Below are 14,327 nucleotides of genomic sequence, written 5' to 3'. Positions count from 1 at the left end.
ATGCCGTCCGAGGAGCCCACGCAGCCTGCGCAGGTGTCGAATGGTGCGTCGGCGCAGACGCCGCGGCGCCGGCGAATCGGGGTGATGGGTGGCACCTTCGACCCCATCCACAACGGACACCTCGTGGCCGCGAACGAGGTCGCACATCGGTTCGAACTCGACGAGGTGGTGTTCGTGCCTACCGGGCGTCCGTGGCAGAAACTGGCCGCCGACGATCCCGCCACAGCGTCGGTCAGTCCCGCCGAGGACCGATACCTGATGACGGTCATCGCCACCGCAGCCAACCCGCGGTTCTCGGTGAGTCGGGTGGACATCGAACGCGACGGCGACACCTACACCGTGGACACTCTGCGCGATCTGCACCGCCTGCACCCAGACGCCGACCAGTACTTCATCACCGGCGCTGATGCGTTGAGTTCCATCCTGTCGTGGCATTCATGGGAGGAACTGTTCGAACTGGCTCGGTTCGTCGGCGTCTCGCGGCCCGGATACGAACTCGGAACTGCCCACCTCGGCAGCCACCTGAAGAACCTGCCCTCCGATGCGCTGCATCTGATCGAGGTTCCCGCGCTTGCCATCTCGTCCACCGACTGCCGTCGGCGCGCTGCCGACGGCCGCCCGGTGTGGTATCTGGTGCCCGACGGCGTGGTGCAGTACATCAGCAAGCGGCGGCTCTACCGGTCGTCGGGATCGCAGACCCGCGGGGTGTCGGGTCCCTCCACGGACCCGGTCTCGGCCGCGCATCCGCAAGACCCCGAGCACGTCGTCGGCGAACCTTCCCGCCGGCCCGCTGCGCTCGGCACCGAATCTCCCCTCCCGAAAGGACTCTCGTGACAGCCACACCCGAGGCGCTGGCCATGGCCACGATCGCCGCCGCGGCCGCGTCGGACAAGCTCGCCGACAACGTCGTGGTGATAGACGTCTCCGAGCAGTTGGTCATCACCGACCTGTTCGTCATCGCCTCGGCGGGCAACGAACGGCAGGTGGGGGCCATCGTCGACGAGGTGGAGGAGAAGCTGCGCGAGGCCGGCCACAAACCGCTGCGGCGGGAAGGCGCGCGCGAGGGGCGTTGGACGCTGCTGGACTACGCCGAGATCGTGGTGCACATCCAGCACAGCGAGGAGCGAGAGTTCTACGCTCTCGATCGGTTGTGGAAGGACTGTCCGGTGATCGACGTCGAGACGACCGGATGAGCGGAGCCGACAGCCACGACACCAGCGTTGAGCGTCTGACGCCGAGGGTGCGCCGACTCATCTTGTTGCGCCACGGACAGACCGACTACAACGCGACCTCGCGAATGCAGGGTCAACTCGACACAGACCTGTCCGACATCGGTGTGGCGCAAGCGAACACGGCCGCCACGGTGTTGGCTCGCCGATCGCCGCGACTGATCATCTCGTCGGATCTGCGGCGTGCCCGCGACACCGCGGCGGCACTGGGTGCGGCCACCGGACTGTCCGTGGCCACCGACATCCGACTGCGTGAGACCCACCTGGGGCAGTGGCAGGGTCTGACCCACCACGAGGTGGACGAACAGATGCCCGGCGCTCGACGCACCTGGCGGGATGACGCCCACTGGGCCCCGCCCGGCGGGGAGAGTCGGGTGGACGTGGCTGCCCGCAGTGTGCCGCTGGTCGATGAACTGGTTGCTGCGCGATCGGACTGGGGTGTGGGCGCCGATCCCGACTCGCCGGTGGTGTTGGTGGCCCACGGCGGAGTGATCGCCGCCCTGACCGCTGGTCTGCTGGGGCTACCGGTGGCCTCGTGGCCGGTGTTCGGCGGCCTGGCCAACACGAGTTGGGTGCAGCTCAGCGGGCACGGGGACCGTCCGGTGTGGCGGCTGGACGTGTGGAACGCCTCGGCTGAGATCGCCGACGCCGCGATCCAATGAGTACGTCCCGGTGAGCGATGCCCGACCTCCCGTAGCCCCGGCGGCCAGATCGCTTCTGGTGCTGTCGGATTCGTTGGCCTACTACGGTCCCGAGGGTGGGTTGCCCGCCGACGACCCACGGATCTGGCCCAACCTCGCCGGAGCGGCACTCGGGATGCACACCGAGCTGTTCGGCCGCATCGGGTGGACCACCCGCGACGCGTGGTGGGCGTTGACCCAGGATCCCAGGATGTGGGCGGCGGTGCGCCACGCTCGCGCGGTGGTGATCGCGATCGGTGGCATGGACACGTTGCCGTCGCCGCTGCCCACCGCGCTGCGCGAACAGATCCGCTACATCCGTCCGGTCGCGGTGCGCCAGCAGGTGCGTTCGCTGTACGGGTGGTTGCAGCCGCGACTGTCGCCGCTGGGGTGGCCGTTGGCACTGCCGCCTGCGGTGACCGTGGACTACCTGTCGAAGATCCACGGTGCGTTGGTGGCGGTTCGTCCCGACCTGCCCGTGGTGGTGGCGTTGCCGCCCACCCATCGCAGCCCTTACTACGGCTACGTGCACACCGCCCGCGCCCGCCACACCGTCGCCATGCGCGGCTGGGCCACGCGTGCGGGCGTGCCGGTGCTGGACTTCTATCCTCCGACCGCCGCACATTTCGCGGCCGTCGACCCCGAGGTCGTCGCTTCGGGGCAGGCCTCCGATCACAATCCCGACGGGATCCACTGGGGCTTCGACTGCCATCGCTCAGTGTCGGAGGTGGTGATCGAGGGGGTGCGCGCGGCGCTGTCGGGCGAGGCGTCCGGACCGCAGCGCACTACGGTGGACCCGTGACCGTCAAAGTGGTGACCGATTCCTCGGCCCGGTTGCCCGCAGCCATCCGTGCGCTCTACGACATCCGCGAGGTGGCGTTGCGACTCCTCAACGGTGATTCCGACTTCGCCGAGGGGGTCGACGAGGTCTCCGAGGAGATCGTCAGCGACCCTGCCACCACCACCTCGGGTGTCTCTCCGGCCGACATCACCCAGGCGTTGGCCCGTGCGGTGGCCGACAGCGACGGCGATGGCGTGGTGGCGGTGCTGATGAGTCGGCGCCTGAGCGGGACCTGGAGCGCGGCGCGGTTGGCCGCCGAGGCGTTTCCCGGGCAGATCCGGGTGGTCGACAGTCGGTCGGTGGGGTTGGCCGTCGGGTTCGCCGCACTGGGCGCAGCGCAGGCCGCCGCAGGCGGCGCCGACCTCGACCGTGCCTACGAGGCGGCCATCCGGACCGGATCGCTGTCGGAGACCCTGCTGTGTGTCTCCCAGTTGGACAACTTGCGCGCCAGCGGACGCATCGGCGCGGCCACCAAGGTGTTCGGTTCGGCGCTGTCGATCAAGCCGGTGCTCCGAGTGGTCGACGGAGCGCTGGTGCTGGCCGAGCGGCAACGCACCTTCTCCAAGGCGATCAGCAAGATGATCGACGCCGCCGTCGCGGTCGCCGACCGGCGACCGGTGATCCTGGGGGTGTTGGATTCGGGTGCTGCCGAGGTGGGCGATGATGTGGCCCAACGACTTTGCGCACGACTGTCGGTGCGATCGCTGATCCGCTCCGACCTCGGGCCGGTGCTGAGTACCCATGTTGGCACCGGCGCGGTCGGGGTGGCTATCTGCACCGACCTCGAGCCGATCGCCGGCTTCGCTCCCTGAGTGCTCGCGGTTGTCCACAGTTGTCGGTCTGTCCCCAGATCGGCGGTGGTGAGCACAGATCGACCCCGTCGGCGCCGTGTCGGCGCCCTACTGTCCGACCATGCCGATCTCCTCAGGTCGAGAGCGTGACGTCGATGTTCTGTCGCGCCTCCACACCAGCGCGCCCCCGTGGGCACCAGTGCCCAGCAGCGTCGTCGACGGTGGCGACCGTGAGTTCGACGTCCAGCGGGTGCCCTCGGCCGTGGACCCCGACCCGTCGTGGATGCCGGCCAGCATGCCCGCCTGGCTGGATCTGGGTGCCTCGCAACCACAGACCGAACGCAGCGGCCGCTCCGGTTCGCCCTGGCCCACCGCAGACATCGACGGCGACGATCCGGACGGCGACGACGATCCGGACGGCGACGACCACCGCGGCGACAATCACCCTCACGACGACCGTGACGACGACGATCGTGAGCGTCGTGGTACGCGCCGTCGCCGAGGCGATGGCTTCTGGCCCGCTCCGCCGGCCGCGATCGCATTGGTCGTCATCGGCGTCCTGGCGTGTGTGATCACCGTGGTGGCCGTGGTCGGTCGTTCCGGCGACGATGCCGCGCCGCTGGTGGCGTTCCCGGCCTCGGCCGGTGCGGCGGGGCCCAGTGTGCCACCGAAAAGCGCTGGCCCGTCGAAGATTCCAGCAGCCCCACCGGGTTCGGGGACGAGCGGACCGGTGTCGGATACTCCCGATCCCGGCGCAGCGGGTTCACCGGCGCCTCCCGCCGAACTCGTGGTGAGCGTGGTCGGCCTGGTGCGCTCTCCCGGTCTGCATCGACTTCCCAGCTCCGCGCGGGTGGCCGACGCGCTCGCCCGCGCCGGAGGGTGTCGTCCCGGTGCAGATGTGTTGAGCCTCAACCTGGCTCGACCGTTGCGCGACGGCGACCAGATCCTGGTCGGATTCACCGATCCAGCCAGTGGCACCCGAATGCGCAGCGCCATCGTGTCGTCGGCGGGGGAGCCCGATGCGCCCGATACCGTAAACCCGGGCGGCGGGGGCGGTGACACCGGCTCGACACCCAGCGGGTCGGGGTCGACGCCGCAGGCGACGGCGAAGGTGAACCTCAACACCGCCGATGTGACCGCACTCGATGCGTTGCCTGGTGTCGGTCCGGTGACCGCAGCGGCGATCATCGAATGGCGCACCCGCAACGGCAAGTTCAGCTCGGTCGACCAGCTCGGCGAGGTCGACGGGATCGGACCCGCGCGGCTGGCGAAGCTGCGTGAGCGCGTCACGGTCTGATCCACCACGCCCCGATCGGCGTCTCATCGCTCCGGCGGTGGGCTGTTGGGCAGTGACCGCGATCGGGGTGGTGGGCGGATCCACGGTCTCGGCGGTACTCGCCGCGTGCAGCACGGGTGTCGCTCTCGTCGGCCTGATCCTGGTGCGCCGTGCACCCGCCGGCACGCCGCGCCGCCGTGGACCGCTGCTCGCGGTGATCGCCACCGCGGGCATCTGTGCGGGCTTCGCGGGTGCGATCACGGTGCGCACGGCGGTCGTCGAACGCCACCCTGTTGCCGGGCTGATCGGACACAAGGCCACGGTGGTGATGGTCGTCTCCGATGACCCGCATGTGGTGTCCGGTCGAGGTCCGGCGCGGGTGCGGGTCGCGGTCGGTGTCGATGTGGCGAGTCGTCGGGTCGGTCCGGTGGCAGCGAACCTGACCGCGCCCGCAGACGGATGGATCGATCTGCTGCCGGGTCAACGGGTGCGGGCCATCGTCTCGGTGGTGGCGCCGCGGCGAGCCGATCTGACCGTCGCCGATCTGCGGACCGCCACTGCGCCCCAGGCGATCTCGCCGCCACCGACACATCAACGATGGGCGTCCGCTGTGCGATCCGGCTTCGCCGAGTCGGCTCGTCGCGCGTTACCTGCCCCGGAGTCGGGTCTGCTGCCGGGCATGGTTCTCGGCGACACGTCCGGGATGGATGACCAGGTGAGCACCGACTTCGGCGACTGTGGGCTGACGCACCTGGTGGCGGTGTCCGGCGCCAACTTCACGCTCATCTGCGCGGCGGTGGTGATCATCGCCCGGACGTTCGGCGCGCGCCGGTACGTGTGCGCGGCGATCGTGCTGCTGACCATCGTCGCATTCGTCATCCTGGTGCGTCCGTCTCCGAGTGTGGTGCGGGCGGCGGTGATGGGGGTGGTGGGGGTGATCGCACTGGTGGCGCGTCGCCGTTCGGAGTCGGTGGCCGCCCTGTGCACGGCGGTGATCGTCGTGATGTCGATCTGGCCGGCCTTGGCGGTGGCACCCGGTTTCGTCCTGTCGGTGGTGGCCACCTGCGGACTGATCGCGTTGGCTCCAGTGATCCGAGATCGTTTGTGCGGGTTGGGGATCAACCGTGGGTTAGCCGAGATGCTGTCGGTCGCGGTGGCCGCGCAGGTGGTCACCGCCCCAGTGGTGGCGATGGTGACCGGGACGTACTCGGTGGTGGGTGTGGTGGCCAACCTCGTCGTCGCACCGGCCGTGGTGGGAATCACCCTGCTGGGAACCGTTGGTGCCCTTGTCGATCCGCTCTCGGCCACGGTGTCCCAGATCGTCCTCCGGTTCACCGAGCCGTCGTTGTGGTGGATGGTGCATGCCGCGCGGACGTGCGCGAACCTGCCGGTCTCCACCGTTGCGGTCGGCGACGGAATCGGCGGGTTCGCTCTGGTGCTCGGGGTCACCGTCGCGGTGGGGTCTGGACTGTGGTGGTGCAGCAGACCGGTGGGAGATCGGTCTGGGCTCGTTCACGATGTCGGGCGTCTCTGGCAGCATGTCCGGGGTGAGCGACCGACTGCATCTCGTCCTCGGCGACGAGGACTTCCTGGCCGAGCGGGCGATCGCCACCATCGGCCAGGGTCTCACCGCAGCACCGGACGCCATGACCGGGGAGATCCCGGTGACCCACGTACGCGCCGGTGACGTCGCAGCCCCTGAGCTGGCCGAGTTGCTCAGCCCGTCGCTGTTCGCCGAGGACAGAGTGGTGGTCGTCGAGTCGGCGGATGAAGCGGGTAAGGAACCGGCTGCCCTCATCGCCGAGGCCGCCTCACACCTGCCCGAGGGCATCACGCTGATCGTGGCTCATTCCGGTGGGGGGCGCGCGAAGTCGATGGTCCCGGCGTTACGGGCAGCAGGCGCCGTCGTGCACGACTGCGCGACACCGAAATGGCCCGAGGACCGGATGCGCTTCGTCAAGAAGGAGTTCACCGACCTCGGGGTCAAGGTCTCCGCCGAGGTGGTGAGAGTTGTCGTCGAGTCGGTGCGCGCCGACCTGCGCGAGCTCGCCGCGGCGTGCAGTCAGCTCGTCGCCGACACCGGTGGACGCGTCGACGCCGCAGCCGTCACCCGGTACTACTCGGGTCGACCGGAGATCAAGGGATACGAGATCGCCGCGCTCGCGGTCGACGGCAAGACCGGACCCGCGCTCGAGGCACTGGCGTGGGCCCGGCACCACGGTTTGGCTCAGGTCCTCATCGCCGATGCACTTGGCGAGGCCGTCCACGCGATCGCCCGGGTGCGGGGGGTCGCCGGGATGGATTCGAGCACCGCGGCCGCTGAGCTCGGGATGTCACCGAAACGAGTGGCCGCAGTCAAATCGCAGGCCCAGGCCTGGAGTAGCGCGGCCGTGGTCGAGGCCGTGCGTGTGGTGGCCGCCCTCAACGGTGACGTGAAGGGGCAAGCCGCCGACGCCGACTACAGCGTGCAGCGGGCGGTGGCCACGATCGCCGGACTGCGCACCTCACGTCACGACTGACACCCGACGCGGGAGACAACTCACCCCGCGCGCCGTGTGAACGGCACCCGGGGTGAGTGGTGTCTCGCCGGGTCGTACCCGGATGAGATCAGAGCTTGTTGAGGGCCGAGGCCATCGCCGACTTCTTGTTGGCGGCCTGGTTGCTGTGGATAACGCCCTTGCTGGCCGCCTTGTCGAGCTTGCGCGAGGTGCTCACCAGCAGGTCGGCGGCCTTGTCCTTCTCGCCGGCGTCGACCGCTGCGCGGAAGTTGCGAATGGCGGTGCGCAACGACGAGCGCACCGACTGGTTGCGCTGACGCGCGATCTCGTTGGTACGGATCCGCTTCATCTGCGACTTGATGTTTGCCACTGGTCACTACCTCTTGATCGATGATGTCGCGCGTCGTGAGTGGACGGCGGACAACGGTTTGCGGGAATCGAAGTCGTATCGGCGATGCTTCGCCTGCTCAGTGTCGCCACCGGAGTGACGACGCGCTGAGCACCAGCGATGGACGTTACCAGCCAGACTGCGACCTGCCCAAATCCGTCGTCGGAGGATGCGTCAACCCTGCCGAGTCGTCGCCTGTGTAGCACGATGGAATGTCATGAGCCCCGGAACCTCCGCCGACCGCACCGACACCCGCGCCGACGCGGGCCGGGCACGGGCGGTCAAATCCGCACCGACCGCGCCCAAGCGTGCGACCCCCACCGGCAAGAAAGCCGCAGGCAAGGCGACGAGCAAGACCACCGCCAAGCCGCGCGGTGTCGGCAGGGGTGACGCGGAGGGGATCTTCGCCGGCTATAGCAAGGGTCCGTACGCCAACGCTTTTGACGAGATGTTCGACGACAACAGCGAGGTCCGATCGCCCTATCGGGGGCTGCTGAGGGCGTTGGCGCCGTCGGAGTGGGACGACCTCGAGACCCGGGTCGACGCCCTCGGTCGGGCGTTCGTCGATCAGGGCATCACCTTCTCGCTGTCCGGGCAGGAGCGCCCGTTTCCCCTCGATGTGGTTCCGCGCGTCATCTCCGCCGGTGAGTGGGCCAAACTCGAGCGCGGCATCACCCAGCGGGTGCAGGCACTCGAGATGTTCCTCGACGACATCTACGGCGAACAGGAGATCCTGCGTGACGGGGTGGTCCCCAAACGACTGATCACCTCCTGTGAGCACTTCCACCGCCAGGCCGTGGGCATCAATCCCCCCAACGGGGTGCGCATCCACGTCGCCGGCATCGACCTCATCCGTGACGAGCAGGGCGACTTCCGGGTACTCGAGGACAACCTGCGTTCGCCGTCGGGGGTGTCGTACGTGATGGAGAACCGTCGCACCATGGCCCGGGTGTTCCCCGACCTGTTCGCCAGCCAGCGAGTGCGGGCGGTGGCCGACTACTCCAGTCAACTGCTGGCCGCTTTGCGGGCCTCGGCGGCGTTCAACGAGGCCGACCCCAACGTCGTCGTGTTGACCCCGGGCGTGGCCAACTCCGCGTACTTCGAGCACTCGCTGTTGGCGCGGCAGATGGGGGTGGAGCTGGTCGAAGGGCGCGATCTGTTCTGTCGCGACAACGTCGTCTACATGCGCACCACCGAGGGTGAGCAACGCGTCGACGTGATCTACCGCCGCATCGACGACGACTACCTCGATCCCATGGCGTTTCGTCCGGACTCGATGCTCGGTGTGGCCGGTTTGCTCAACGCCGCCCGCGCAGGCAACGTCGTCATCTCCAGCGCGGTAGGCAACGGTGTCGGCGACGACAAGTTGGTCTATACCTACGTCCCCGAGATCATCGAGTACTACCTGGGGGAGAAGCCGAGCCTGGCCAATGTCGACACCCTGCGCTGCTGGCTCGACGACGAACGTGAAGAGGTCCTCGACCGGATCGACGAGTTGGTCGTCAAGCCGGTGGAGGGTTCGGGTGGATACGGCATCGTCTTCGGCCCGGACTCGACCAAGGAAGAGCTGGACACCTTGGCGCGCAAGGTGCGTCACGATCCGCGCGGCTGGATCGCCCAGCCGGTGGTGCAGCTGTCCACGGTCCCCACGAAGGTGGGCGACCGTATGGCGCCGCGCCACGTCGACCTACGGCCCTTCGCGGTCAACGACGGTGAGTCGGTGTGGGTGCTGCCCGGCGGGCTGACCCGGGTCGCGCTGCCGGAGGGATCGCTGGTGGTGAACTCGAGCCAGGGTGGTGGTTCCAAGGACACCTGGGTCCTGGCGTCGCGGGCCTCGGCCGGTGATCGCGAGCTCAGCGGTGAGGAGTTGGTCAGTACCAAGGACCTACCGCCTGCGCATCAGACCGAGCAGGGTCCCGAACAGGCGGCCGGACAGCAACAGCAGCAGCAACAACAACAGCAGCGGTCGGAGCCGTTCGGCACTATGGGGGATGTCCGATGATGTTGGCCCGCAACGCCGAATCGCTGTACTGGATCGGCCGATACGTCGAACGGGCCGACGACACCGCGCGCATCCTCGACGTCGCGGTGCACCAGTTGCTCGAGGACGCCACCGTGGATCCGGACCGGACCTGTCGACTGGTGCTGCAGGTGCTGGGCATGGAGGTCGACGACGACGACGTCGAGCTCGACGTGTGGTCGTTGACCGAGCGGGTGGCCTACGCCCGGCACGGTCGGGGATCGATCGTCGACTCGATCGGCGCGGCGCGGGAGAATGCTCGTGGGGCAAGGGAAGTGACGAGCAGCGAGATGTGGGAGTGTCTCAACACCACCCACAACGGGTTGGTCGACGCCGAGCGCGCCGCACGTACCCTCGGGCCCCACGAATTCCTCACCTACGTCAAGAATCGCGCGGCGATGTTCGCCGGTCTTGCCGATGCCACCCTCAGTCACGACGATGGCTATCGCTACCTGCTGCTCGGGCGATCGGTGGAGCGGGTCGACATGACCATCCGAATGTTGTTGTCGCGGGCCGGTGAACGCTCGGGTTCGCCCACCTGGGTCACCGTGTTGCGCTCGGCCGGTGCCCACGACACGTATCTGCGCACCTACCGGGGTGCCCTCGACGCCAGCCGCGTGGTCGAGTTCATGCTGCTCGACCGGTTGTTCCCGCGGTCGGTGTTCCATGCGATCACGCTGGCCGAGGAGTGTCTGATGAATTTGGACAACCGACCCAACAGTCGGGTCGGGGCCCAGGCCGAGGCGCAGCGACTGCTCGGACGGGCGCGCAGCGCACTGGAATTCATGCAGCCCGGTCGGCTGCTCGACGGCCTGCAGCGTCGGCTACTGGAGTTGCAGGAGACATGTCGCGATGTGAACGAGGCAGTGACCCTGCAGTACTTCCACGTGACGCCCTATGTCGCCTGGGCCGATGTCCGGGCGAGCAGCGCCGAATCCCACTTCATCGAGGAGAGTGAACTGTGAGCTGGCGTCTGCGTGTCGTCCACTCGACCGGCTTTGCCTACAACGCGCCGGTCACCTCCTCCTACAACGAAGCGCGGCTGACCCCGCGCAGCGATGCGCGGCAAAACGTGATCGTCAACCGGGTGGAGACGGTGCCCGCCACCCGCTCCTACCGCTACACCGACTACTGGGGGACTGCGGTCACCGCCTTCGACCTACACGCACCCCATGAGGAGCTCGAGGTGTCCGGGTCGTCGGTGGTGGAGACCGAGCCGGGTGAACGTCCCAGTGCCGCAGATCAACTCGGGTTCGACGATATCCGTTCGGCCTACGTCGTCGACCGGTACGACGAGTTCCTGGTGCCGACTGCATACGTACCGCGCAACCGTTCCCTGGCCTCCACCGCGAAGAAGCTCGCACGTGGCCTGGACCCGGAGGCGGCGGTGGAGGCGGTGTGCGCCTACGTCAACACCGAGATGGAGTACGTGCCCGGAACCACCGGCGTGCACACCAGCGCGGTCGACGCGTGGAGTGAACGCAAAGGCGTCTGTCAGGACTACGCCCACCTCACCCTGTTGATGTTGCGCAGCTTGGGAATTCCAGCGCGCTACGTCTCGGGCTACCTGCATCCGGCGCAGGACGCGATCATCAACAAGGTGGTCGAGGGCCAAAGCCACGCCTGGATCGAGGCATGGACCGGCGGCTGGTGGGGCTGGGATCCGACCAACGATGTGCCGGTCAACGAACAACACGTCTCGGTCGGCATCGGGCGCGACTACTCAGATGTGCCGCCGCTCAAGGGGATCTACACCGGTGGCGGGGCCACCGATCTCGATGTCGTCGTGGAGATCACCCGCCTGGCCTGACCCTGCGCGAGTCTGACCCTGCCGACCGATCCGGTCTGGGGGTCAGGACTCACTGGTGGGGCACCGAACCGGGCGGGGTCAGCTCCAGCCGTAGTCCGAGCGCAGACGTGTTGCCACAGCATCGAATCGATTGCGATCCAGGATGGCGCCTTCGCGTCGGATACCGGCCTCGGGTACGTCGAGGACACGGTTGAGGCGCAGATAGCTCACCTTGTGGCCACCGTCCCAGCTGCCGGTACCGATCTCGGTCCAGTCTGGGTCGTCGGCGCGATGGGCCTGACTGGAGAGCATCAGACCGAGGAGGTGATCGCCCTCGCGGCCCACGACGAGTACCGGTCGGTCCTTGCCCTGGCTGGCGTCTTCTTCGAAAGTGACCCAGGTCCAGACGATCTCGCCGGGATCGGCGTCGCCGTCAAGGGTGGGTGAGTACTCGATGCGCCGCGCGCGGTCGGCCGTGGGTCGAGCAGACTCGGTGACCGGACGTCCCGGCGGTCGGCCCGGGGCCGGCGCCTGAGAGGCGGCGGCACTTCCCATGCGAGCGGTGATCGCCTCTCGGCCTTTGTCCAGCGCACCGGATCGTTTCAGCTCGGCGAAGAGGCGTGGTCCGTACTGACGCGCGAGACGCAGTGCGGTGTTCGTCCATGAGGCCATGGGAGCAACTTAGCGGGTGCATGCGTGTACCCACGTCGCGTGGCGCCCGTGCGCTCGCCGCGTCCAACGGTGGCCGCTTATCGGATGAGCAGTGGCATTGGATGACCAAATGACCAAATTGGTCAGTGGTACTATCGGGGTATGACGAAATCACAGAGCACGCGAAAGGTATTGGTCGTCGGTCTCGGAGTCAGTGGAATCGCCACCGCGATTCGGCTGCTCCAGGCGGGATGGAGTCCGGTGATCGTGGAGAAGGCGAGCAAGCGTCGCGACGGCGGGTACTTCATCGCCATGTTCGGCTCGGGGCGCAGCGCGGCCGACCGGCTCGGCATCCTCGACGGGGTGCACGACCGCGGCAACATCGGTGTCCACCTCGACATCGACCGCCAGGGCGGACGCTCACGCGGTCTGGCCTACACCGCACTGCCCGGTGAGCCGTGGCAGATGGTCCGCGGTGACGTGGAGGAGGCCGCGTGGGCGAAGTTGCCCGCCGACGTCGAGGTTCGCTTCTCCACCGTCCCCACCGACATCCGGCAGGACGCCGACGGTGTGGACGTGGATCTGCACAACACCGCCGACGACACCCGGGTGACCGAGCGCTTCGATCTGGTGGTCGGCGCCGACGGCCTGCGCTCGACGGTCCGGCGGCTGGCGTTCGGGCCGCACGAGAAGTATCTGCATCGGCTCAACCACATCATCGCCGCGTTCGAGTTCCCGGGTACGCCCAAGGGATTGAAGAAGGGCGAAGGTGCAGCTCTGATCGAGGTGGGCAGATCGATGTGGCTGTTCGCATTCGCCGACCACAACCCGACCGTGTTGTTCTCCTACGAGACCAGCGACGTCGACGCCGAGTTCACCCACCGGCCGGCGGATCGGATCCGTGAGGTCTTCGGTCCCCAGCCGCTCGGCGAGACCCTCACCGACGCCATCGCGGCGATGGAGAAGGCCGGCGACGACGTCTTGTTCGACTCCGTCGAGCAGGTGAAGATGGACCGCTGGCACAACAATCGAGTGGTCCTCGTCGGCGACGCGGCCTGGTGTGTCACCCTCTACGCCGGAATGGGTGTGTCGGCGGGGATCACCGGCGCGGTGCTGCTCGGTGACGCCCTCGAGCGCCACCCCGACAACATGGACCGTGCCTTGGAGGTGTGGGAGCAGACAATGCGACCGACGATCGATTTCTACCAGGAGCACGCCTTGGTGCAGCGGCCGTTCTTCACCCCGCACACCTACAAGGAGCTCGGGGACCGGTCGTTGGCCACCAAGCTGCTGTTCCTTCCCGTCGTCGGGTGGTTGCTGCGCCGTTCACCGTGGGTCCGTGCGGCCGACAAGCGCAAGGACAGTGAGATCTCTCTGCCGCCACTGCCCAAGGCATTGCACGGTGACAGCGAACGTGACGCCACGCGAGCCGATCTTGTCGCGTCCTGACGGTCTCAAGGCCGCCCGGATCGAGGCGGCCGCCCGCGATCTCCTGCTACGCAGGGGATCGCGGGGACTCACTGTCGCCGAGATCGCGCGAGTCGCCGGCGTCGGCAAGGGCACCGCGTACCTGTACTGGCCGTCGAAGGAGGACCTCTTCATCAGCCTGGTGGCTGATGATCTCGCCGAGATCAACAAGAGATACCGCAGCCAGGTGCTCACCGACGCCGAGTCGGTGATGCCGTCGAGATTCTGTGTGCACGTGTTGGAGTCGAGCCAGAGCTTCCCGCTGCTGCACGCGTTCCTGGGCCGCGACCGCGATGTGTTCGCCGGGCTGGTCGATGACCCTCGATCGCGCGAGATGGTGGAGTTGGCGGGGCCGCGCGCACTCCTCGACGCGATCTTGCCGGTGTGGCGGCGACACGGGATCATCGACACCGACACCGATCCCGGGCGACAGGCCTTCGTGCTCGATGTCCTGCTGCAGGGATTCGTCGAGCGGCTGGGCGCGACGAACTCAGATCCGCTCGCGGTCGATGATCCCGCCGCCACGTTGGCGCAGGCCGTGGCGCTTGTCGTCGGTGAGCGTCGGCCACCGGATGCCGCGCTCGCCGACGCGGTCGGTGCGGCCGTCGCCCATGTCGATGTGCTGTCGGAGACGCTGTCGAGGATGGGGCGGTGCTGAGCGGGTGGTCACCGGGGTTCGAGCCCGTGGGCCATCGGG

General features: G+C 68.0%; 15 protein-coding genes. 13 read left to right on the top strand and 2 right to left on the bottom strand.

The features are described 5' to 3' along the window. The 8 genes from nadD to holA all read left to right on the top strand — a co-directional run bounded on the left by nadD (position 1) and on the right by holA (position 7,336). Positions 1 to 834 carry a nicotinate-nucleotide adenylyltransferase gene (gene nadD / locus KIK15_RS01350; RefSeq protein ID WP_214242370.1) on the top strand — a complete coding sequence of 278 codons (834 nt, stop codon included), beginning with the start codon at positions 1 to 3 and terminating at the stop codon, positions 832 to 834. After that, positions 831 to 1,193 carry a ribosome silencing factor gene (rsfS, locus tag KIK15_RS01345; protein WP_214242369.1) on the top strand — a complete coding sequence of 121 codons (363 nt, stop codon included), beginning with the start codon at positions 831 to 833 and terminating at the stop codon, positions 1,191 to 1,193. The genes nadD and rsfS overlap by 4 nt, the downstream gene beginning before the upstream one ends. After that, on the top strand, positions 1,190 to 1,891 hold the full coding sequence (locus KIK15_RS01340; RefSeq protein ID WP_214242368.1) for a histidine phosphatase family protein: 702 nt from the start codon (positions 1,190 to 1,192) through the stop codon (positions 1,889 to 1,891). The genes rsfS and KIK15_RS01340 overlap by 4 nt, the downstream gene beginning before the upstream one ends. Positions 1,892 to 1,901: 10 nt before the next feature. Continuing rightward, positions 1,902 to 2,711, top strand: a complete 810-nt coding sequence (octT, locus tag KIK15_RS01335; RefSeq protein ID WP_214242367.1) for a diglucosylglycerate octanoyltransferase — start codon at positions 1,902 to 1,904, stop codon at positions 2,709 to 2,711. Further along, entirely contained in the window at positions 2,708 to 3,562 is an 855-nt protein-coding gene (locus KIK15_RS01330) for a DegV family protein (protein WP_214242366.1), read from the top strand. Before octT ends, KIK15_RS01330 begins: the two co-directional genes overlap by 4 nt. A gap of 100 nt (positions 3,563 to 3,662) precedes the next feature. Beyond that, positions 3,663 to 4,838 carry a helix-hairpin-helix domain-containing protein gene (locus KIK15_RS01325; protein WP_250323882.1) on the top strand — a complete coding sequence of 392 codons (1,176 nt, stop codon included), beginning with the start codon at positions 3,663 to 3,665 and terminating at the stop codon, positions 4,836 to 4,838. After that, positions 4,819 to 6,504 carry a ComEC/Rec2 family competence protein gene (locus KIK15_RS18665; protein ID WP_307851684.1) on the top strand — a complete coding sequence of 562 codons (1,686 nt, stop codon included), beginning with the start codon at positions 4,819 to 4,821 and terminating at the stop codon, positions 6,502 to 6,504. Before KIK15_RS01325 ends, KIK15_RS18665 begins: the two co-directional genes overlap by 20 nt. Further along, the gene (holA, locus tag KIK15_RS01320; RefSeq protein ID WP_250324017.1) at positions 6,407 to 7,336 is read left to right on the top strand and encodes a DNA polymerase III subunit delta; all 930 of its coding nucleotides are present in this window, start codon (positions 6,407 to 6,409) and stop codon (positions 7,334 to 7,336) included. Before KIK15_RS18665 ends, holA begins: the two co-directional genes overlap by 98 nt. Positions 7,337 to 7,424: 88 nt before the next feature. On the opposite strand, the gene rpsT is transcribed toward holA, so the two are convergent. Next, positions 7,425 to 7,685, bottom strand: coding sequence for a 30S ribosomal protein S20 (gene rpsT, locus KIK15_RS01315; protein WP_214242364.1), 261 nt, complete (start codon positions 7,683 to 7,685; stop codon positions 7,425 to 7,427). 235 nt (positions 7,686 to 7,920) lie between these two features. Between rpsT and KIK15_RS01310 the strand changes: the two genes are divergently transcribed. Genes KIK15_RS01310 through KIK15_RS01300 form a run of 3 tightly spaced genes read left to right on the top strand, consistent with a single transcriptional unit; the run spans position 7,921 to position 11,533 of the window. Next, positions 7,921 to 9,705 (top strand): circularly permuted type 2 ATP-grasp protein, encoded by a 1,785-nt coding sequence (locus KIK15_RS01310; RefSeq protein ID WP_214242363.1) that lies wholly within the window; start codon positions 7,921 to 7,923, stop codon positions 9,703 to 9,705. Next, positions 9,702 to 10,688 (top strand): alpha-E domain-containing protein, encoded by a 987-nt coding sequence (locus tag KIK15_RS01305; RefSeq protein WP_214242362.1) that lies wholly within the window; start codon positions 9,702 to 9,704, stop codon positions 10,686 to 10,688. The genes KIK15_RS01310 and KIK15_RS01305 overlap by 4 nt, the downstream gene beginning before the upstream one ends. Next, on the top strand, positions 10,685 to 11,533 hold the full coding sequence (locus tag KIK15_RS01300; RefSeq protein WP_214242361.1) for a transglutaminase family protein: 849 nt from the start codon (positions 10,685 to 10,687) through the stop codon (positions 11,531 to 11,533). The genes KIK15_RS01305 and KIK15_RS01300 overlap by 4 nt, the downstream gene beginning before the upstream one ends. Positions 11,534 to 11,611: 78 nt before the next feature. Here KIK15_RS01300 and KIK15_RS01295 read toward each other — a convergent pair whose 3' ends face one another. Further along, entirely contained in the window at positions 11,612 to 12,184 is a 573-nt protein-coding gene (locus KIK15_RS01295; protein WP_214242360.1) for a type II toxin-antitoxin system PemK/MazF family toxin, read from the bottom strand. A 141-nt stretch (positions 12,185 to 12,325) separates the two neighbouring features. Here KIK15_RS01295 and KIK15_RS01290 point away from each other — a divergent pair, with 141 nt between their 5' ends. After that, a complete protein-coding gene (locus tag KIK15_RS01290) occupies positions 12,326 to 13,612 on the top strand; it encodes an FAD-dependent monooxygenase (RefSeq protein WP_214242359.1) in 1,287 nt (428 codons plus the stop codon). Beyond that, entirely contained in the window at positions 13,578 to 14,288 is a 711-nt protein-coding gene (locus KIK15_RS01285) for a TetR/AcrR family transcriptional regulator (RefSeq protein ID WP_214242358.1), read from the top strand. Before KIK15_RS01290 ends, KIK15_RS01285 begins: the two co-directional genes overlap by 35 nt. Positions 14,289 to 14,327 lie beyond the last annotated feature (39 nt).

The organism is Williamsia sp. CHRR-6, assembly GCF_018474015.1.
Taxonomy (GTDB): Bacteria; Actinomycetota; Actinomycetes; order Mycobacteriales; family Mycobacteriaceae; genus Williamsia_A.
Note: the sequence above shows the minus strand (reverse complement) of the source record. Positions and strands in the feature narration are given on the sequence as shown.

Bases quoted from the DNA above. Each gene is read 5' to 3' on its own strand.
- nadD (WP_214242370.1), top strand. From the start codon at position 1: ATGCCGTCCGAGGAGCCCACGCAGCCTGCGCAGGTGTCGAATGGTGCG.
- KIK15_RS01340 (WP_214242368.1), top strand. From the start codon at position 1,190: ATGAGCGGAGCCGACAGCCACGACACCAGCGTTGAGCGTCTGACGCCG.
- KIK15_RS01325 (WP_250323882.1), top strand. From the start codon at position 3,663: ATGCCGATCTCCTCAGGTCGAGAGCGTGACGTCGATGTTCTGTCGCGC.
- KIK15_RS01310 (WP_214242363.1), top strand. From the start codon at position 7,921: ATGAGCCCCGGAACCTCCGCCGACCGCACCGACACCCGCGCCGACGCG.
- KIK15_RS01305 (WP_214242362.1), top strand. From the start codon at position 9,702: ATGATGTTGGCCCGCAACGCCGAATCGCTGTACTGGATCGGCCGATAC.
- KIK15_RS01295 (WP_214242360.1), bottom strand. From the start codon at position 12,184: ATGGCCTCATGGACGAACACCGCACTGCGTCTCGCGCGTCAGTACGGA.
- KIK15_RS01290 (WP_214242359.1), top strand. From the start codon at position 12,326: ATGACGAAATCACAGAGCACGCGAAAGGTATTGGTCGTCGGTCTCGGA.